Origin of the sequence: Nonomuraea sp. NPDC050202 (genome assembly GCF_040656115.1) — a bacterium.
Classification (GTDB): Bacteria; Actinomycetota; Actinomycetes; order Streptosporangiales; family Streptosporangiaceae; genus Nonomuraea.
Genome location: NZ_JBFALF010000002.1, coordinates 445906 through 464869, shown reverse-complemented (window position 1 = coordinate 464869; position 18964 = coordinate 445906). Strand labels below are relative to the sequence as shown.

Annotated in this window: 15 protein-coding genes and 1 other RNA gene; 5 read left to right on the top strand and 11 right to left on the bottom strand. The window is 67.9% G+C overall.

The features are described from left to right. Positions 1-66: 66 nt before the first annotated feature. Positions 67-5289 (bottom strand): Ig-like domain-containing protein, encoded by a 5223-nt coding sequence (locus AB0I79_RS07420; protein ID WP_357868288.1) that lies wholly within the window; start codon positions 5287-5289, stop codon positions 67-69. 309 nt (positions 5290-5598) lie between these two features. Between AB0I79_RS07420 and AB0I79_RS07415 the strand changes: the two genes are divergently transcribed. Next, positions 5599-5799: a hypothetical protein gene (locus AB0I79_RS07415; RefSeq protein WP_357868285.1), complete on the top strand. Its 201-nt coding sequence runs from the start codon at positions 5599-5601 to the stop codon at positions 5797-5799. Positions 5800-6217: 418 nt separating this feature from the next. Here the strand turns inward: AB0I79_RS07415 and AB0I79_RS07410 are convergent, their stop codons facing one another. Then, the gene (locus AB0I79_RS07410; RefSeq protein WP_357868283.1) at positions 6218-7273 is read right to left on the bottom strand and encodes a site-specific integrase; all 1056 of its coding nucleotides are present in this window, start codon (positions 7271-7273) and stop codon (positions 6218-6220) included. 579 nt (positions 7274-7852) lie between these two features. Here AB0I79_RS07410 and AB0I79_RS07405 point away from each other — a divergent pair. Beyond that, positions 7853-7987, top strand: coding sequence for a hypothetical protein (locus AB0I79_RS07405; RefSeq protein WP_357868280.1), 135 nt, complete (start codon positions 7853-7855; stop codon positions 7985-7987). A 217-nt stretch (positions 7988-8204) separates the two neighbouring features. Here the strand turns inward: AB0I79_RS07405 and AB0I79_RS07400 are convergent, their stop codons facing one another. The 5 genes from AB0I79_RS07400 to AB0I79_RS07380 form a co-directional block, all read right to left on the bottom strand. Continuing rightward, positions 8205-8756, bottom strand: a complete 552-nt coding sequence (locus tag AB0I79_RS07400) for a hypothetical protein (protein ID WP_357868277.1) — start codon at positions 8754-8756, stop codon at positions 8205-8207. 211 nt (positions 8757-8967) lie between these two features. Continuing rightward, positions 8968-9174: a helix-turn-helix domain-containing protein gene (locus AB0I79_RS07395; protein ID WP_357868274.1), complete on the bottom strand. Its 207-nt coding sequence runs from the start codon at positions 9172-9174 to the stop codon at positions 8968-8970. 299 nt (positions 9175-9473) lie between these two features. After that, positions 9474-10805 (bottom strand): hypothetical protein, encoded by a 1332-nt coding sequence (locus AB0I79_RS07390; RefSeq protein ID WP_357868272.1) that lies wholly within the window; start codon positions 10803-10805, stop codon positions 9474-9476. Beyond that, on the bottom strand, positions 10802-11824 hold the full coding sequence (locus AB0I79_RS07385; protein WP_357869647.1) for a bifunctional DNA primase/polymerase: 1023 nt from the start codon (positions 11822-11824) through the stop codon (positions 10802-10804). Before AB0I79_RS07385 ends, AB0I79_RS07390 begins: the two co-directional genes overlap by 4 nt. Next, positions 11824-12006, bottom strand: coding sequence for a helix-turn-helix domain-containing protein (locus AB0I79_RS07380; protein ID WP_138718879.1), 183 nt, complete (start codon positions 12004-12006; stop codon positions 11824-11826). Before AB0I79_RS07380 ends, AB0I79_RS07385 begins: the two co-directional genes overlap by 1 nt. Before the next feature lie 98 nt (positions 12007-12104). Between AB0I79_RS07380 and AB0I79_RS07375 the strand changes: the two genes are divergently transcribed. Then, the gene (locus tag AB0I79_RS07375) at positions 12105-12815 is read left to right on the top strand and encodes a helix-turn-helix transcriptional regulator (protein ID WP_357868269.1); all 711 of its coding nucleotides are present in this window, start codon (positions 12105-12107) and stop codon (positions 12813-12815) included. Positions 12816-12984: 169 nt separating this feature from the next. Next, a complete protein-coding gene (locus tag AB0I79_RS07370) occupies positions 12985-13959 on the top strand; it encodes a tyrosine-type recombinase/integrase (protein ID WP_357868267.1) in 975 nt (324 codons plus the stop codon). 29 nt (positions 13960-13988) lie between these two features. Here the strand turns inward: AB0I79_RS07370 and rnpB are convergent. The 4 genes from rnpB to AB0I79_RS07350 form a co-directional block, all read right to left on the bottom strand. Then, an RNA gene (gene rnpB / locus AB0I79_RS07365) (RNase P RNA component class A) lies at positions 13989-14380 on the bottom strand. A gap of 147 nt (positions 14381-14527) precedes the next feature. Then, positions 14528-15844, bottom strand: coding sequence for a bifunctional RNase H/acid phosphatase (locus AB0I79_RS07360; RefSeq protein ID WP_357868265.1), 1317 nt, complete (start codon positions 15842-15844; stop codon positions 14528-14530). Then, positions 15841-16581, bottom strand: coding sequence for a C4-type zinc ribbon domain-containing protein (locus tag AB0I79_RS07355; RefSeq protein ID WP_357868262.1), 741 nt, complete (start codon positions 16579-16581; stop codon positions 15841-15843). Before AB0I79_RS07355 ends, AB0I79_RS07360 begins: the two co-directional genes overlap by 4 nt. Positions 16582-16583: 2 nt before the next feature. Next, positions 16584-17384, bottom strand: a complete 801-nt coding sequence (locus AB0I79_RS07350) for a Nif3-like dinuclear metal center hexameric protein (protein WP_357868260.1) — start codon at positions 17382-17384, stop codon at positions 16584-16586. 121 nt (positions 17385-17505) lie between these two features. Here AB0I79_RS07350 and AB0I79_RS07345 point away from each other — a divergent pair, with 121 nt between their 5' ends. Next, positions 17506-18954 (top strand): NAD(P)/FAD-dependent oxidoreductase, encoded by a 1449-nt coding sequence (locus AB0I79_RS07345; RefSeq protein ID WP_357868257.1) that lies wholly within the window; start codon positions 17506-17508, stop codon positions 18952-18954. Positions 18955-18964 lie beyond the last annotated feature (10 nt).

The window sequence follows — 18964 nt, the reverse complement described above, 5'->3', positions numbered from 1 at the left end:
CCGTATCAGAACGGGTGGCTGAACCGCCTCGGCCCTCTGCCGAGTGACAGAGGGCCGAGGTCGGGTTCAGCTTCTGGTTCTCACCAAGAAGGGGTCCTTGTCGGCGAGTCTATTTCTCGAGTAGAAGGTTCTGAGCCAGGTCCATCCATGGTTCCTGTTCTGCAGGCCATTGATGGGTCTGACGGAGTAGTCGTTCCCCACTTTTCCCTGGTACGTGCTGGCGAAGGGGAACTCATCGCACTGCAGACCGGCCTGGGTGTAGTGCTGTACCCACTTCAGGCTCGGGTTCAGCTCCCAGTAGTACAGGTCGCATTCGCCCTTCGTCAGATGGCCGTTCACCTGCCTTTCCCAGTTGAACTTCTTCCGATTCTCATCCGCGTTCTTCTTGCCCAGGAGACGGGTCAGTGGATTCGATCCCGGGACGTCGGCGTTGCCCGGGATGGTCTTGACCTGGCGCACGTTGTTCACCAGTTTGTAGGGCCAGGTGTTCTTGTTGTCCGGTGTCTTCAGGGCGTCGGCGATATGGTCGATGACCGCGTCCATGGGTTTCCCGGCCGCTGTCGCCGCGCTTTTCGACATCGTGAAGACGGGGGTGATGGTGAAGATGCAGGCGCCGGTGTGCACGCCATAGGTGTTGTTCGCCGCCGCTCTCACCGTACTCGGGGGGTCCTCGTCCTCCTGCCCGAGGGTGAGTTCGTCACAACGGGTGGTCGGGGCGTAGGCGTAGCTGGGGCCACCGCAGACGCGTGTGGTTCCGATGACCTTGCCCGCGTCCAAGCCCTTGTCGTCAAAGCAGCCGGTGTTCCACAGCGGGATCGCCTGCTTGTCCCAGGTTTCGTCGACCTCGCCGTCGTCGTCCCACTCGTCCAGTGTGTTGTACAGCCGGGGACGAAGCGTGCAGGTGCTGACACGGTCGCTGTCGGGGTCGGAGTAGAAGCGGAAGAAGGTGTCACCGCTGGCCTTGAACTTGGCGATGCTGTCCCGGAACGTGTAGATGCCGTCCCCGTACTCCTGCCAGCCCTTGGCCTTCATCTGGCTGAGGACGGCGGGAGTGAGGTTACACGTGGAGCCGCTTTCGCCCTTCGAGCTGATCACCAGGCCGATCCGGTACTCGTCGAGTTTGTCGGCCGGGATCTCCTTGCCGTCGAGGTACGCCACGATGTTGCCCAGCCGGGTCCACATCGAGATCGTCTGCGGAGTCAGGCCTGTTCCGCCGATCACCCCCGCGCCGTCGGCGGTCCCTAGGTAGGTGTGATAGACGGTCGTGGCCTCCACGAGATAGCCGTCCTCCACTTGCGGGCGGACGTACTCTCCCTTCTTGATGTAGTCGCCGACGCCGATGAGCTTGCTCCAGCAGGCGTTGTAGCGGGAGGACTTCTGCCAGCCGAAGCTGGCATTCGGCTGCGGCGCGTTCCGGCGGCCCTCCGAGCACATTTCAAGGCTCATGTGCTCATAGTCGAAATCGGCGTTCTGTACGGCGGTGGCCTCCGCCTTCTTCGGAGTGCTTGCCTGGCCGGAGTCACCGAGATCGATCTTGACCGACTGCCATTCCGTCCACGAGGACACCGCGGCGGCCGATGTGGCGCGGGCACGCCATCGCACCTGCCACCCGTCCTTCAGCTTCCCGTCGGGCACCCGAGCGATTCCCACAGATCCAGCGGCGATCTCTGCGCTTCCGGACCAGATTCTGCCCTTGCCCTGCGACCGGGCGCCGGGGTCGTGCTCGACCTCGACTTCCACGGTGGAGTGCCGCGTCAACCGGCCGGACACCTTGACCATGAGCTCCGGAGCCGTGGTCGGTACGACGGCCTCCTCAGCCTTCGAGGAGCGGGTCCACAACCTGTCGATGGACAACGGGGCCTTGGCCGTAGCACGTAGTTGCCGCGGTTCCGCCGAGCCGGCCAGGAAAGTCCACCCGTAGGGCTCCTCGATGGCGTTGCCCGCGGTGTCCGAGGCCGCGGTGATCTCAGCCCAGTAGTAGAAGTCCAGCGGTTCGTCCGGCGTGAACGTCAACACCGTGTTACGGGCGCTCATCGTGACGCTGCCGGGCACCTCCTCCTCAGTGAAGATGTCGGTCAGGACGAAGTTCACGTTGGTCACCGGCTCGCTGAAGGTGACCTTCACCGTGGCGTCGGCCGGCACGTTCTCGGCTCCGTCGGCCGGTTCCACCGCGAGGATCGTCGGCGGTGTCGTGTCCGAACCGGGGGGAGGTGTCGTGGGAGTCGGGCTGGGACCGGCGTTGTCGGTGTAGGTCACCTTCAACGTCGGCGGATGGGCCTCGGCCTCCTCGGTTTCCGACGCGTGGAAGCCGCGGTCGTACTGGGGGGCGCTGGTGGATTCGTCAATCCCGCGCACCATCAGGCCATGGTTGTCCTGGCCCGATGCCCAGCGCCGCACGATGTCGGTTACCGGCCAGGTCCACACGACATCGCTCGGCGGCGAATCGCCGATGCATCCGCCGGGGTCCTTGGCAAGCGCCTCGCCGTTGGTGGTGGTCTGCGGCTGATTGCGCCAACTCAGGGTTTCAGCACTCCACGCCCCGGTGACCTGCTGCGCCTTGAGACCCGAGTCGGCGGCGCCACAACCGAAGGAAGCCGAATTCCACAGCTCCAGCTTGGCCTCGGTGATCGCCTTACCCGCCAGCGCCGAGGTGTCGAACTTCAGGTAGGTCCGCTCGATGGCCCTCGGAGCGCTACTGCCGTACGCACCCGCCCACACAGTGGGGCCATTGGGGCCGACCGCCCCTTGGTTATCGAGCCAGGTGTCGGTCTGCACCGGCAACGTGATCGTCTTCGGAGCCGATGGCGCCTGTACCGTCGTGAAGGACCAGACATGCGGGGTGGCCATGATGTTGCCCGCGGTGTCTTTGGCTTTGCTCGCTTCGGCGGTGTAGGCGGCGCTGTGGGCCAGGGGTTGTTGTGGGGTGAAGGTCAGGATCTTGTTGGTGCTGTCCATCGCCGCGGTGCCGGTGATGGCGGTGCCCTGCGCGTCCTTGAGGATGATCTCCGCTTCGGACACCGGCTCGCTGAAGGTGGCCCGCACTGGTGTGGCGACCGGTACGTCGGTGGCGTCCTTGGCCGGGTCAGTCCCGCTCACCGTCGGCGCGGTCGTGTCAGGCGCCGCCGTGGTGAAGGACCAGACATGCGGGGTGGCCATGATGTTGCCCGCGGTGTCTTTGGCTTTGCTCGCTTCGGCGGTGTAGGCGGCGCTGTGGGCCAGGGGTTGTTGTGGGGTGAAGGTCAGGATCTTGTTGGTGCTGTCCATCGCCGCGGTGCCGGTGATGGCGGTGCCCTGCGCGTCCTTGAGGATGATCTCCGCTTCGGACACCGGCTCGCTGAAGGTGGCCCGCACTGGTGTGGCGACCGGTACGTCGGTGGCGTCCTTGGCCGGGTCAGTCCCGCTCACCGTCGGCGCGGTCGTGTCAGGTCCCGTCGTGGTGAAGGACCAGGAATGCGGAGACATGACGTTGTCCCACAGGTCCGTCGCGCCGCTGACGGTCGCGGTGTAAACGGTGCCGGACTTCAGCGGCTGACCGGGTGTGAAGGTGACGGTGGCGTTGCCGTACTCACCGGTTTCGCCCGTCGTGGTGGCCACGACGCCGCCGTCGGCGTCCTTCAGAACGAGGTCGGCGCCGCGTACGTCCTCACTGAAGGTGACGGTGACGCCGGTGTCGGTCGGTACGTCGCTCGCGCCATCAGCCGGCGTCGTTTCGATGACGGACGGCGGAGCCGAGTCACCGACGTCAGGATTGGTGGGAGACTCGTCACTCTCCCCCTCCAGCGGCTGCAGCTCGGGGATGGTGCTTTCGGTTTCCGCGTAACGCTGGGTCTCGATCGCCCTGATCTGTTCGGTGCTGAGGACGCTGGTGTCGGGGGTGGCGAGCAGGACCTCCTCCATCGCCAGAGCCTCGCCGTAGGTGGGGAAGGACGTCAGATCCCCGCTGGAGTTGAACACCACCCTGACGCGGTCCGCAGGCGTGTAGTCGATGAACAGCACCGGGCCGCGTCCGTCCGCGCCGGAGTACTGGTCGGAGCGGTATTGGCGCCAGTTGGCTCCGGCGGCGCCCTCGGTGGCGGCGCGGATCATCAGCCCATAGTCCGACGTCCCGTCGGCCCACTGCTGCACGATGTCCTGGATCGAGTAGTACAGCTCGCCGCTACCCGAGCAGCCTGCCAGCGTGGCGCTGTAGCCGCCGGTGTTGACCACCGCGTTGGTGCCGGTGCTGCGGGGCTGGTTGGCCCACGTCAAGGTGGAGTAGTCATACGCCTCGGTGAGCTGGCGCGCGACGATCCCGACGCCTACACTGGTGCCGCACCCGTTGGCGTGGTAGTTCCACAACCGCAGGTCGGCGTCGTGGATGGTGGCGAAGTCCAGGTGGGTGCCATTGATCACGTAACGCAGGTAGGTGCGCCACAGCTCCCCGTCAGCCGACTTTCCTGCCCGGAGCCAGGTGGACAGGGTCGCCGAGTTGGGGTACTGCACGCTGGAGACGAAGGTGTCGGAGGAGTCTCCCGCGCCGATCCAATCACCGCTCATTGGCACGATCACCGGGTAGGTCACTGAGGGATCCGCCAGGAAGGCCGGGTCAGGGGTCAGCACCAGCGATGGCTTGCCGGAGGCATCGGTGGTCACCGAAGTGTCCACCTTGCCGACCTTGCCCTGGTCGGGCGCCTCGGCTGCCCTGGCGTCAACCGCCTGCGCCGCCAGTGGCCTGCTCTCCGCCGCGCCCTGCGCCGACATGAGCTGGGGCTTGCCGTCACGGGTGCCGTACGTCTTGCCCTCGGGCAGGGTGACGGACAGGGGGATCTTTATCAGGCTCTTCGGACGCGTACGCAGCACGACGTCCTGAGCGAACCCGTTCGGGAGGGCGGTGAGCACCAGGTCGGCGCCCTCTGCCACCACATCCCGATAAGTGATCTTGTTTCCGTCCACGGTCGGCTTGGGCAGCTTGTTGTTCCAGCCGATGGCGACGGTTCCGTCCTTGTCCTTGGCGGTAACCAGGGTCTTGTCCCCCTCGCCGCCGAAGGTCAGCGGAGTCTTGACCAGCTTGGCCGCCAGCGCGCCGTCGGACTTGGTCACGATCGAGGTGTCGACCGGCTGCCAGGACTTCTTGCCGTCCTTGCTGGACACTTTGAGCTGCACCGGTTCGGTGCTCAGCTCAGCGTGCAGCGTCTTGCCGTCGGTGTTGGCCCACACCTTCATGGTCTCGGTGTAGTGCGAGGGTAAGGCGACCCGTTTGCCGGTCTTGACGGCTTTCGCCTTGGCCGCCACCACCTTCTCGTCCACCACGGGACTGCCGCCCTGCGGCTTCGAAGGCGCCGAACTCGGCGCGGGTGCCGGCTCAGTGTGCTGCTCCGCCCAGGACGGAGCTGAGGCCAAGCTCAGGGCCATCGTCGCAGCCACGGCAGCGGCGGCGGCCCTCGCCAGGCGTCTGCTTCGATGCCTGGGACCGGGTAAGTGCGGTGCTGTCTCCCCGTTTCGCACCAGCAGTGTCACGTAACACTCCTCTGCACACAGCAGAGTGGCCATGTCGCCATGGCCACTCGAACGGATGTTCCAGGCACAGAGGTATCATCAAGATCAACGCAAATCCAGTCTTTGATCAAGCTGTCTTTCGTGATAGCCCTCATGGGCAGTGTCGAAGACGAGGTTGCGTCCACGGATTTGCCGGGGCCGCGATCCGACGGCGTGCGCGGCCTCGATGACCTCGCCGTCGACCTGGCGGATGCCGACCTCGGTGAGCCGTACTGCGGGCGGGATCGCGAAGACGACGCCATGAGGGTGGGGATCGTGATCTGAGCCGAGCCGCTCGTTTGTGGCCCATGACACGTTTCTTACCGACACCCCATCACCTGCGGCGCTCCTGGGCGGTCTCAGGGCCCATGCCGCCCATCGGCTTGTCCCCGCCACTCGTAGGCCGCCCGGATATGCCCGTGGCTCACCGGTAACTTCTCCGATCAGTGGCTGTGTCGGGCGACGGCGATCTCGGCCCGGCCGCTCACACATCGGTCAGTTGTTGGTCTCGCGCGCGTGCGCGTAAGTGGCTCCCGAAAGTCCCGATACGCCCGGCCCACCGGTGTAGACGAGCATGTCGAATCCGGGCCCTGTTCGCCTCGCACGCGTGCGCGTATATGCCTCGCGAAATTCCCGGCAGGCCCTTCGCCGATCGGTCGAGCGGTGCCGGTAGCGTGTTCGGGCATCCGCAACGCTGACCGTCTCAGAGCCCCACCCCGCGCATGGGATTGTCTCGCCATTTGTCGGCCGCCCGGATGTAGCCGTGCACCACCGGTGACTTCTCCGACCAGCGACCGTGCCGAGCGATGGCCGACACCGAGGCCCCCGCCTTGGCCGCGGCTGTCGCCCCACCAGCCCGCAGCGAGTGGGCTGTAAAGGCGTGGGCGTCCTTGAGTCCCGCTCGCTCCGCCGCGCGCCGCACGATCTTGTTGAGCCCGTCGCCGGACATCCGACCGGTGCCGCGCATGGTCGCCCCCGACGTGCCGGACAGCCGCCCATGCCGGTCAATGGCTCGCAGCAGCGGCCCCTCCCTCACTCCGCGCTCCTCCAGCGTGGCCAGCCACGCCTGCACGACCCGCACCGGGCAGGTCGCCGGGTGCGAGCCGTACGGCAGAGGCACGATCTCACCGATCGCGTCCTGGTCGGTCTTGGACCGGCGGATCGCCACCTCCAGCCCATCGGCGCTGAACGACAGGTCGGCGAGGTCCAGCGCCGCCAGTTCGGAGCGGCGGCCCATGAGAGCGAAGCCGAGCACCAGGACCACGCGGTCACGCAGGCCGGTCAGGATGGCCGGATCGGTGGTGTCGATCAAGGCGTGCAGCACGGTCAGCTCGGCGGGCGGGGCCTTGCGGGTGCGCTGCCCGGCCGTGGCGCGCTCCTTGCGGTAGTCACGCAAGGCGAGGCGGGCGAACTCGGCGTTGAGTCGGAGCCCGGCCTTCTTGTGCCGGGACTGGATGCAGGCCAGTGCGCGCTCGATGGTGGAGGGCGCCGGGAGGGTGCCCTTGCGGGTGGGGGTGGCGGCCAGGTGGGTGACATACTCGGTGACCGTCTCGGGAGTAGCGGGCAGCGGGCTGCGGCCGAGAGCGGCGCACCAGGCGGTGAAGGTCTCCCAGTCCCGCTGGTAGGCCCGGCTGGTGTTGGCGGCGAACCCCCCGGCGACCCGCGCCCGCGCCGCCTTGGTCAGCTCCCGGTCGGCCGCGCCCTCCGGGGTCGGCAGCGAGGCGGTCGGGGCGTCATCCAGCCGTGCCAGCTCGGTCACCGGCGTCTCCCGTCTTCAGATGATCAAGATTCTGGGTCGCGATAAGGCATGTTATCGCGACCCAAGAGGATCGACATGGACCCACACCGACCGACTGGAGGCGTGCGCACCCTCATACCGCCACAACATGCCGACGACGGCTCTTGGGGGTGCAAACGATCAGGGATGGGGCCCACCTTCGTCGCTTGCGAGGCGTTTCGCGTCGCCCTTTCCGAAAGATCAACGATCTTGTCAGCCCCGTAGAATTCGGCGAATCTGACTCGGAGAACGCTTTCTGGAAGCCATGCAGAGCGCGTTGCACAATCGTTACATTGCTCTAAAAGCCCGATTCTACGGACGATTGGCCATCGGGCCGTCGATCACCGTTGACCTTGGACCGTCAGCCCGCCGAATGGCCGGGGCCAACGATCTACCATAGTCACAGCAAGAGAGCCCGACCCCCGTTGCCGCGGGGATCGGGCTCACAAGGTACTAGCCGGGCCCGAAACCTCGAACTCGTACCGACACAACACTGCCAGTGTAACGAGATCCAGGAGATTCTCATCGTTCGGGCTCGGCTCCACAACTGAAGGAGCCTGCATGCTCAAGATTCAGCTGTCCCTGCCTCTCTCCATCCCGGGCAAGTGGAGCGTCGGCGTCATCGCGGTGATCGTGATCGTGGTCGTTCTACTGCTCACAGGCACGCCGCTCCAGCTCATGATCGGCGCCCTCTAGCGAGAGGTGGGAGGGTGGCCGCTGGCGCCAAGGCGGCCACCTTCCCCCGTGTATGGCCTCCTCGCGTCCCCGTCGGAACCAACCAGCCAGATCGGGCCACCTTCCGGCTGCAACCGGGAACCTCGACGATCAAGGCTGTCAGGGCGGTGTCCGCGGCCTGAAGCTCGCCGCTGGTCCAGGCTGCGGCTTCTTGGATCAGTAACAGCTCGCGGACACCTTAACGTTCAGCGCCGGATGCAATCCCGTAAGCGCCCTCCGCCCGAACGGAGGTGGAAAGGGCTTGCTCCTCTCTCCGAGCCTTGACCGCGGCAATCCTGCTAATGATGTTCTCGATGACAGCCTGATTCGGGGAGAGAGGCACCGGCCCTCCCTGTGGGCCAGATACCTCGACGGCCTTCACCGGCCGCCACTCGTCGGGGAACATCCGCGCGAGCAGATCCAGGGCAATGCGCCCGTTCGGCTGGCTCCAGGCCCGCTCGCACGTGCCGTCCGGCCGCTCCGCTTCACGCACAAGCACGCCGCCCACCGCATCCGCGAACGCGGCGGCCACGAGGACGTCGGCAGCCTTCGCGCGCGCACGCGTAACCGCCTCCCGAAACGCTCGAAACTCCGCGAGAGCATCATCCTCCTCCCCCTGGGCCATCCACCGACGGACTGTGGAGTCACCGACCCCACATAGCGCCGCGGCTGCGCCCAAGAAGTGACCGGCCTCCAGGTGCCGGCAAAGCTGGTCCTGGAGTTCGAGGGTGAGCTTGGTTGGGCGTCCCATCACCGATCCCCTTCGATTCGAGCTGCGAGCCGACGCCAGGCTTGCTCGACACCTACCTGGGCGGTTCTCGCGTCTCGGGCGATCCCCCGTCGAACGACACGGCTGGCAACACTGGCGTCCCTCTGGCCGGGGCTGGCCACACCCCATTCAGCCAGGACAACGGCCACGGTGCCCTCGGCCGCCGTCATGGTGGCGTCGTCCTGCCTGTTGGTCACTTTGCGACCTCTTCTGGGGCGTTGGAGAGGCCGAGCATCCCGGCGAGCTTGGCCGTGGGGATCAGGATCTTCCGGCCAATGCGTAGGGACGGGAGGTCGCCACGACGTACCGCATCGTAGGCGGCGTCACGGTGCAGACCCAGGAGCGCAGCGGCCTCGGCAACGGTCATTGTGGGGCGCTGGAAGAGTTGCGTGTTGGTCACGGCCGAATGCCTAGCAGCTTCGTCGGCTTGCGTCGCGGCAGGTCAGCTTTCGTCGGCCTGCGTCCCTCGGCCAGGGATTACGAAAGAAGAAGAAAGAAGTCGCCGCGTGGCGAGAGACGGCCGCGGTGAGACAAGGCCGGCGGGGTGCCGACGTGCACCGGGTCTTGAGCGCCATCCGGGAAGCCCGCTTGCCGCGCTTGGCCCTTCCTTCGTAGCGGACGAAGAAAGGGCCCCGGGCTCATGCGCCAATGCCCAGGTCTCACGCTAGGTGGCGGACCACGAAGGGAGTTGTTTCTTCTTTATTCGTCAGGCATGGTCCCCAACGCCTCAACACGTCGGTACCGAACCGCCGGACGCCCCCCGGTCGATGTACTGGTCTTGGCGTACTGACCGCTGGCGATGAGGCTGGCGAGCATCTCGTCCAGGGCATGCTTGGGGACGTTTCGGGAGAACAGCGCCGAGATTTCCGATCGCGTCAGTCCAGTGTCCCCGGCCTGATCGAGGTGGCGACGGAGGCGGTCGAGCTTGGGGTCTCGCATGCTCTTGTCGAGGACGAACACCGCCGAGGCGATGGAGTACCGGATCAGGGCAGCAGCCGCGGTCAAGTGGTCCGCGCTCATGTGGTCTCGCCCTTCCAGGGCGGCGTACAACCCAGCGATGCGCAGGCAGTACGGTGCCGAGCGGCGGGTGAACTCGGTCCAGGCGAAGTCTTCGTCGTCGGCCGCCGTGAACTCGTCGTACAGCCTGTCCGCCCAGAGGGCTTGGGCGCCCTGGTCGAACGCGATACGACGGACCTTGCCAGCCGCGAGGATACCCTTGCGGAGCTTCCCTGCGATCTCGGCCACCGTGTCGGGGTTCACTCCGTCCGGGATCGGCAGGCGCTTGGATCGTTCGACGTAGACGGGCAGGAAGCGGTTGTAGGAGCCTCCGGCCATGTCGCTCTCGGCCAGCCGCAGCCGAAATTCCTTCGGGGTGATGTGGCCGATGATGGCCGCGTGCGGGTTGGTCGCCCGATATGCCGCCCGCGTGAGTACGGCGAGGGTGCGGCCGTCCCACGCCTGCCGCAAAACGGTTCCGAGGGAGGACCCCTCGCGCTTGGCACGGGCCATCACCGTGGCGAACTCCGGCTCGACGACCACCAGCCGCTTGTCCATCGTTCCGCCCGTGTCCTCCGGCGAGTCCGGGTCACGGATGCGATCGATCAGCCCTTCGCCCGAGGACAAGCCCGTGACGCAGATGTCCCCGTAACCCATTCCGGTCTCTTTCATGAAGATCTCGGCCGTGTCGGTCGCCTGCCCCTTGCGGCCCGAGCCCGTCCGGCCGAACAGCAGCGGCCAGATCAGTAACGGGTGATGGGTGTTGCCCACTTGGGCATACGGATTGGTGCCGATGAGAGCGCCGCATGCAGCGAGCGCGGAGGCGAGCACGCCCACCGGATCGGCCTCGGTGCTCGGGTCGGCGACGGCCACCAACTCGCCGAGCAGGCCGTAGAACATGGCGCTATCGGCAACGGGCGGCGGCGTCGCGAGTGCGCCGTTCGCCCCCTCGGCCCGCTCTTGGTGGAATGCCTCGACTCGGGCCTCGGCGTCGTGCTCCCCCAGCAGGCTGACGGCGTCGTGTCGCCGTGTCATACGTCCCTCCGGCGTGGTTGGCGGGCTCCGGCTTCCAGGCCGGAGCGGATGGTGGAGGCCGCTTCACGGGGCGGCAGGCCGATTTCGTACGCGGCGGCGTGCAGCGTCTCCTCGACCAGCCGAGGCGGCAACAGCCCCGTCGCCACGAGCTGACCAAGGGCGAAGGCCGCAGAGTTCACCGCGTGGTTGCGCGTGCCCGGGACGGCGTCAAGCACGCTCTGGATCTCCTCGCGCAGAGCAGCTTTCGCATAGCCCGCAGCACGCCCATCGAGCGTGGCCAAGATCCGGCGTGCCGAGAGGTGGTCCGGCTTCGACTCGGCAGTGGCCGTGGTCAGCCGTTCGCCGAGCCAGCCAGGCAACTCCGCGACAGGTTCATCGTTGATGACCTCGTACGAACCGACTCCGTCCGGGAGATCCACGAAACTGCCCGGCCCGACGACATAACCGCCCTGTGCCCGGGTGTCGATCAGCCAGCCGAGCCGCCCGGCGGTGTTTCCGAGGGGCAGATCGGCAGGCGCGGTGAAGTACAGGTGCGTGCCCCCGCGTCGGGTGAGAACGGTGAACGTGTCGAACGGCAGAGGCTGCCCTGCTTCCATGCAGGCCAGCGCCAGCACGTCCGCCCCCTCGTTGACCCCGGGCTGATCCCAGGGCGTAGGCGGCCGTTCGTCCGTCTTGGGCGTGTCGAGGTCCACCACGACCAAACCCGACGGGCCGCAGGCGATGCCGATGTTGTACGACGCCCGTGACCAGCACCGGCGGATCAGCTCGGGATCGGTCGTGGACTCCCGCTCCCAGTTCGTGAACCCTTTGAGCGGACGCTTCTCGCCGGGTGTCAACGGGAAGACGTGCCAGCCGCGCTTGGCGGCGGCCAGGGCATACCGGAGTTGACTGCCCGTGCCCTGCGTCGGGTCTGCCTGTAGCCTGTTGGGGCTCGTGCCATTGGTCGGTGCTGAGCTTCCGGGCGGGTCCGTTGCGAGCGGGCCCGCCCCGCCCTTCTCAAGCTGTGCGGTCGAGCGCATCACGCCGACTCCGCGAACCGGCTGTCTTCCCAGGCCACGACGTCCGAGAGCCGGTAGCGGACGTACTTCCCAGCCCTGTAGTAGCGCGGACCGTCTCCTCGGGAGTTCCAGGCGTAAACGGTGGCGAGCGGGACCTTCTCCCGGTCGGCCAGTTCCTGCGGAGTCAACACGTCGTTGCCCATGACTTCCTCCAGATGCTCGTGGCGCTGATGCCACGGGCACCATAGATCACGGATGATGCTCGTTGCAAATCCGCCACAAGCACCGTAATCTCTGCCGCATGAACGACAACCAAGAGGGGGGTCCGCCAACCGTTGCGCAGCTTGTCGGGCTCAACATCCGCCGGCTCAGGGAGGCGAAGGGCAAGGTCTTGCGGGATGTTGCCGAAGCAGCCCGCACGTTCGGGGTGAAGTGGGACGCCTCCGCCGTATCTCGTATCGAGACCGGTCGGCGGGATCTCACCGTCGAGGAGTTGCTCGCATTGCCGCACGTGCTCACGTTGGCTCTCGATGAGCCGGTGACGCTGCGGGATCTCCTGCCCGACGGGGAGCCGATGCAGGTGACCAGCTTCGACCGGAAGATCCCCGCGTCCCGCCTACAGCAGCTCCTTGCCGAACCCGGCCTTGCCTGGTTCAACGTGCGTGGGCACGAGCGGGTGACCGAGGGCGTGAAGGAATGGCTCACGGAGGACAAGCGGAAGGCCCAACTCCAGCGCGGCGGCGTGGCCGGCACCGAGTCGTACGAGGAACTCCAGGCACTGGCCGACGAGCTGGGCGTGGGGAACGGAAACCTGCTCCTCGCCTACCGGGATCTCTGGGGGGAGTTCACGGGCAGCATGGCGCAGGAGCGGGAGCGGCGGCTGCTCGAATCCGGCGCGGACCTGAGCCAGCCGACCAAGGTTCGGACCCTCCGCGGCCACATCACCCGGCAGCTCATGGCCGAACTGCGCGACTACTTCGACCAGCAGAAAGGAAGCGATGGCCCGCGTTAGAGATCTCTGGACCAAGACCGTCATCGGCCCCGACGGAGAGAAGAGGAGGGAGCCCACCAGCCGTCACGGCAACGGCAAGCGCTGGCTGGCTGTCTGGATCGGCCCGGACGGCAGGGACCAGACCAGGGCGTTCGCCAAGAAGAGCGACGCCGAGAAGCACGCCACAACCATGGAGGCCGACCAGCTCAGGGGTGTCTACATCGACCCCAAGCGCGGACAGGCCAAGCTGCGCCAGTACGCCGAGGACACCTGGTTACCGACCCTCGTCCACCTGCGCGTCAATTCCCTGGAGACATACCGATCTCACCTCAACACCCACATCTACCCGGCGTTCGGCGACCGGCGGATCGGCTCGCTCACCCGTACCGACATGAAGAGCTTCGTCGCCACCCTGAAAGGCTCCCTCGCTGCCTCCACGGTCGGCACGGTCTTCGCCGTCTTGCGCGCGCTCATGCAAGCGGCGGTGGACGATGGGGTCGTACCCGCCAATCCCTGCCTGCGGGTGCCACTCCCCCGGGTTGAAGCCCGTGTCGTCGAGCCCCTGCCGACTCAGTCCGTCCTGGCGCTCGCTGATGCCATCACGCCGAGGTACCGCCTGGCGGTGTGGCTCGGGTTCGGCCTCGGTCTGCGGGAAGGTGAGGCGCTCGGCATCACCGAGGCCAGGGTGGAGTTCCTCAAACGGCGTATCCGCATCGAGCAGCAGGCGCAGAAGGGAGCCTTGGTCGAGCTGAAGACGAAAGCATCGCGGCGAACTCTGCCCGTTGATGACGGCGTCCTGGAGGAGATCACCAGGCACATGCAGCTCTACCCCCGCGGTCCCGAAGGAGTACTGATCACCAACCGCATCCGCAAGATCCCCCGGCGCTCGTCATTCGGAGACTGCTGGCGCGAGGCCGTCGAGAAGGCCGGCCTCCCTAAGGGGACGCGGTTCCACGACCTCCGCCACTACTACGCCTCGACCCTGATCGCGGCGAACCTCAACCCCAAGAGCATCCAGCGCCGCCTCGGCCACGCGACCATCAGCGAGACGTTCGACACCTACGGGCACCTGTTCCCGGACGACGAGGACCTCGGGCGCGGCGCCATCGACGCTAAGATCGAGAAAGACCTGGCGGAACAGAGCCGGAACAAGAAGGAAGCATGAACCCCAACCCCCTGGTCAGAGGGGTGTGTGTGACGAGTCGGCCTGTAGGCCGGGTTCTGTCCTTCGTACGAAGGGGCGACCATCCATCTAGGACCGCCGTTGCCGGCGGTCTCGAGCGGTCTACCCGCGCGGCTCGGGCGGGCAGCCCTCGAACGTCGCGCGCGGAACGCTCCGAAGAGCGTCCCTTCTTGACCTTGCTCCGGGTGGGGTTTACCTAGCCGCCCACGTCACCGTGGGCGCTGGTGGTCTCTTACACCACCCTTTCACCCTTACCTCCCGGCCAGGCCGGGAGGCGGTCTGCTTTCTGTGGCACTGTCCCGCGGGTCACCCCGGGTCGGCGTTACCGACCACCCTGCCCTGTGGAGCCCGGACCTTCCTCGGCGGGCCTGATGAGGCCCGACGCGGTCGCCCGGCCGACTCGTCTGGTGGACTGTATCAAATCTCAAGCCGTTCCCAACCCAACGACAAGATCGATTCGCTGGAATGGCGGAGTCATCGCCTGAGGGGGGCGGTGGCGACGCGGCGGTCGTGCCGGGTGCGTCACTGGTGGCGCCCGGCACGGCTCCGCTCAGCGCAGGTGCGAGGTGTCGTTGAAGGACTTCACCACGGCCGGCCCGTCGGCGTAGTACTCGATCAGCGACAGGCATGCCAGGTCGAGATGCATGCGGTAGAGGGACTGCAGCGGCGCCAGCAGGGCGTCCCTGAGGAGCAGCTTGATCGGCGTCACGTGCGAGACGGCCAGGACCGTCTTGCCTTCGTACCGCTCCACCAGCCGCTCCCTGGCCGCCTGCACGCGGCGTGCGGTCTCGGCGAAGCTCTCGCCGCCCGGCGGGGCCACCTCGGGGTCCGCCAGCCAGGCCGCCAGCTCGGCGGGCCAGCGGCGCTGGACCTCCGTGAACGTGTGCCCCTCCCAGGCGCCGAAGTCCGCCTCCATGAGCTCTTCGAGCACCTCGACCTCGGCACCCGCCTGCTCGGCGACCGCCTGCGCGGTCTGCCTGGCGCGTTTGAGCGGGGAGGTGACGACCACGTCCAGCCGGTACGGCTCGCGCGACAGCCGTGCGGCCGCCGCCGCGGCCTGGGCCAGGCCGTTCGCGGTGAGCTCGGCGTCGCCGCGCCCGGAGAACCTGCGTTCGAGCGACAGCTCGGTCTCGCCGTGCCTGAGGAGGAGCAGGGAGGTGGCGACGCGGGTGGGCGGGGCCCAGCCGGTGCCCTTGGCCGTGCCCGTGGCCCTGGCCTGGGCGGTGGCCACGGAGGCGGTGGGGGCGGACAGTTCGGAGATGTCGCCCGCGTCGAGGAGGTCCGTCTGCCGGCCGGCCGTCGGTGCGGGGCGGGCGGCTCCGGTCCTGGAGGGCCGCGCGCCGGGCGCGCCCGTACCGGCAGGCCCCGGCCCGTCGGCGCCGCCCGTACTGGTAAGTCCCGGCGCGTCGGCGCCACCCGTACCGGTCGTGCCGCCCGCCTTCCAGGTCAGCCCCTTGGCGGCGGCGTCCATGGCCTCGTTGGCGAGGCGGTCGGCGTGGGAGTTGCGTTCACGGGGGATCCAGGTCCACTCCGTCACCCGCAGCCGCCTGACGAGGGTCCCGGCCTCGGCCGCCAGCGGGCGCAGGCCCTCGTTCTTGATCTTCCAGCGACCCGCCATCTGCTCGACGACCAGCTTCGAGTCCATCCGTACGGCCACCCGCGCCCCGTCGCCGCCCAGGTCGAGCACGGCCCGCAGGCCGGCGATCAGGCCGCGGTACTCGGCGACGTTGTTGGTCGTGACGCCGATCGCCTCGGCCGCCTCCGCCAGCACCTGGCCGTCGGAGGCGTCCTTGACGACCGCGCCGTAACCGGCCGGACCCGGGTTGCCGCGCGAGCCGCCGTCCGCCTCGATGACGTACGAGGTCACAGGCCGGACTCTGCGGTGCGGACGAGGATGCGGCGGCACTCCTCGCACCGGAGCACCTCGTCGTGCGGGGCGGCCTTGATGCGGTTCATCTCGGCGATGGACAGGGCCACCTTGCAGCCCTGGCACCGGCCGCCGTGGAGCATGGCGGCGCCCACGCCGTACTGCTCCCTGAGCTTGTCGTAGAGCTTGAGCAGGTCGGCGGGGATGTCTCCGACGACGCCCGCGCGGCGGCCCTGCACCTCGCCCGCCTCCTTGTCGATCTCGTTCAGCGCGGCGTCGCGGCGGTCCTCCGCCGCCGAGAGCGCGGCGCGCTCCTCGTCGCGCTTGGCCGCCAGGTCGGTGACCTTGGTGTCGGCGGCCTCCCTGCGCTCCATGATCTCCAGCACGACCTCCTCCAGGTCGCCCTGCCGCCTGTGCAGCGAGGCGATCTCGGACTGCAGGCTCGCCAGGTCGCGCGGCGAGGTCACGGCTCCGGAGTCGAGGCGCTTCTGGTCGCGGTCGGCGCGGGTGCGCACGGCGTCGACGTCGCTCTCGGCCTTGGCCTGCTCGCGGGCGAGGTCGCCGGCCTCGGTCTCGGCCTCGATCACCTGGGTGGCGAGCTTGGCGAGCGTCTTGGAGCGCCCGTCGATCTCGGCCAGCTCGGGCAGGGTGCGGCGGCGGTGCGCCAGCCGATCGATCTTGGAGTCGAGCTCTGCCAGGTCGAGCAGTCGCTTCTGTGCCTCAGGGGCTGCTTTCATGATCAATATCCTCTTGTCCAAGCATCGGTGACCGTGGCGGAGACACGTGTTTCAACGGTAACGCCACTCTCGCGCAGGATGGACGCCGCGCTGTCCAGCCAGGGCCACTCGGTCGCCCAGTGCGCGGCGTCGATCAGCGCGGGCCCGCCCGACTCCACGAACTCGCTGGCAGGATGATGCCGCAGGTCCGCCGTGAGGAACACGTCGACGCCCGCGGCGGCGGCCGTGCCGAGGAGCGAGTCGCCCGCGCCGCCGCTGACGGCCACGCGCAGGACCGGGCGGGACAGATCGCCCGCCACGCGGATCCCCCACGACGTGCGCGGCAACCCCTCGGCCGCCCGCCGCGCGAACTCCCCCAGCGTCGTCTTCTCCGGCAGCTCCCCGATGCGGCCCAGCCCGCGCCACGGGTCGTCGGGGAACGGCCGCAGCGGGACCAGGTCGCCGGCCAGCCCGACGGCCCTGGCCAGGGCGTCGGACACGCCCGGGTTCGCGACGTCGGCGTTGGTGTGGGCGGTGTAGAGGGCGATGTCGTTCTTGATCAGGGTGTGCACGAGCCTGCCCTTGGGCGTGGTCGTGGCCACGGAGGTGGTGCCGCGCAGGAAGAGGGGGTGGTGGGTGACGATCAGGTCGGCCCCCCAGTCGAGCGCCTCCTCGGCCACGGCGGCGACCGGGTCGACCGCGAGCAGCACCCGGCGTACCTGCTGGGCCGGGTCGCCGCTGACCAGCCCCACTGCGTCCCACGACTCGGCCCGGGCGGGCGGGTAGGCCGCCTCGAGCACCTCGATCACGTCAGTCAACGTCACAGCAGCCACCTGCGCAGACTACCGGCCCGCGGAGCGCCTCGCGGCGGGCGCGGCGAGGGGTGTCTTCAGAACAGGGTTCGGCGTAATGTAAGTGAATCCTGACTTGCGTTCGGAGGGCGGCATGGCACCAAGCGTCGCGATCGTCGGAGCGGGTTTCGGCGGGCTGTGCATGGCGATCCAGCTCGAACGGGCAGGGATTCGCTCGTACACGGTCTTCGAGAAGGCCGGCGATCTCGGCGGCACCTGGCGGGACAACAGCTATCCCGGGGCGGGGTGCGACATTCCCTCGCATCTGTACTCGTACTCCTTCGAGAAGTATGCGAGCTGGACCCGCCGCTACCCGGAACAGCCCGAAATTCTCGAGTATCTCGAACATTGCGCCGACAAATACCACGTCAGGGAAAAGATCCGCTTCGACACGGAGGTGCGGCGGGCCGTTTTCGACGGCGCGCAGTGGCAGGTCACGACGCCGGGCGGCACGGAGGCGTTCGACGTGCTCGTCATGGGGGTGGGGCAGCTCAACCGTCCCCGTCTGCCGGACATCCCCGGCATGGCGGAGTTCGAAGGGGTCTCGTTCCATTCCGCCCGCTGGGACCACGGGCACGACCTCACCGGCCGGCGCGTCGCCGTGATCGGGAACGGGTCCTCCGCGGCCCAGCTCATCCCCCGGGTCGCGGAGCGCGCCGAGCATCTGCACGTCTTCCAGCGCACGCCCAACTGGGTGATCCCGAAGCCCGACGCCACGTTCGGCCCGCTGACCCGGCTCGCCTTCCGCTTCGTCCCCGGGCTGCAGCGGGCCTACCGGGAGTGGATCTACCGGTACGCCGAAGGCACCCTCTACCCCGCGCTCTCCCAGGGGTGGAGCGCGGGGCTGCTCAAGCAGCGGGCGCTGCGGCACCTGCGCGACCAGGTGCCCGACCCCGGCCTGCGGGCCAGGCTGACGCCCGACTACCCGCCGGGCTGCAAGCGGGTCGTCATCGACAGCAGCTTCTATCCGGCGCTGACCAGGCCGAACGTGTCGCTGGTCACCGACAAGATCGTACGGGTCACGCCCAAGGGCATCGAGACCACCGAGGGGCCGTACGAGGTGGACACGATCGTGTACGCCACCGGCTTCAAGAGCACCGAGTTCCTGGTGCCGATGGAGGTGGTGGGGCGCGAGGGGCGGTCGCTGGAGGAGCGGTGGGCGGATGGGGCCGAGGCTTACCTGGGGATCTCGGTGCCCGGGTTCCCGAACATGTTCGTGCTGTACGGGCCGAACACGAACCTGGGGCACAACTCGATCGTCTTCATGATCGAATGCCAGGTGGAGCATGTCATGGCCTGCCTGCCGTACCTGGCGGGGAGCGGCCCCATCGAGGTGCGGGCCGAGGTGATGGCGGCCTGGCGCAGGCAGCTCGACGCGGCGATGGCCAGGATGGTGTGGGGGGCGGGGTGCCAGAGCTGGTACAAGACCGCGTCCGGGCGCGTCACGAACAACTGGCCGGGGACCACGACGCTGTACCGCAGGCTCACGGCCCGTCCCCCGCAGCCGGCCTACCGGGCGGCCGGTTCGGGCAAAGCCTCGTAGGCGGCCGGTC

Coding starts and splice junctions, on each gene's coding strand:
- AB0I79_RS07380 (WP_138718879.1), bottom strand. CDS start 12,006: ATGGGCAACGACGTGTTGACTCCGCAGGAACTGGCCGACCGGGAGAAG.
- AB0I79_RS07400 (WP_357868277.1), bottom strand. CDS start 8,756: ATGGGACGCCCAACCAAGCTCACCCTCGAACTCCAGGACCAGCTTTGC.
- AB0I79_RS07385 (WP_357869647.1), bottom strand. CDS start 11,824: ATGCGCTCGACCGCACAGCTTGAGAAGGGCGGGGCGGGCCCGCTCGCA.
- AB0I79_RS07405 (WP_357868280.1), top strand. CDS start 7,853: ATGCTCAAGATTCAGCTGTCCCTGCCTCTCTCCATCCCGGGCAAGTGG.
- AB0I79_RS07345 (WP_357868257.1), top strand. CDS start 17,506: ATGGCACCAAGCGTCGCGATCGTCGGAGCGGGTTTCGGCGGGCTGTGC.
- AB0I79_RS07390 (WP_357868272.1), bottom strand. CDS start 10,805: ATGACACGGCGACACGACGCCGTCAGCCTGCTGGGGGAGCACGACGCC.
- AB0I79_RS07355 (WP_357868262.1), bottom strand. CDS start 16,581: ATGAAAGCAGCCCCTGAGGCACAGAAGCGACTGCTCGACCTGGCAGAG.
- AB0I79_RS07370 (WP_357868267.1), top strand. CDS start 12,985: ATGGAGGCCGACCAGCTCAGGGGTGTCTACATCGACCCCAAGCGCGGA.
- AB0I79_RS07375 (WP_357868269.1), top strand. CDS start 12,105: ATGAACGACAACCAAGAGGGGGGTCCGCCAACCGTTGCGCAGCTTGTC.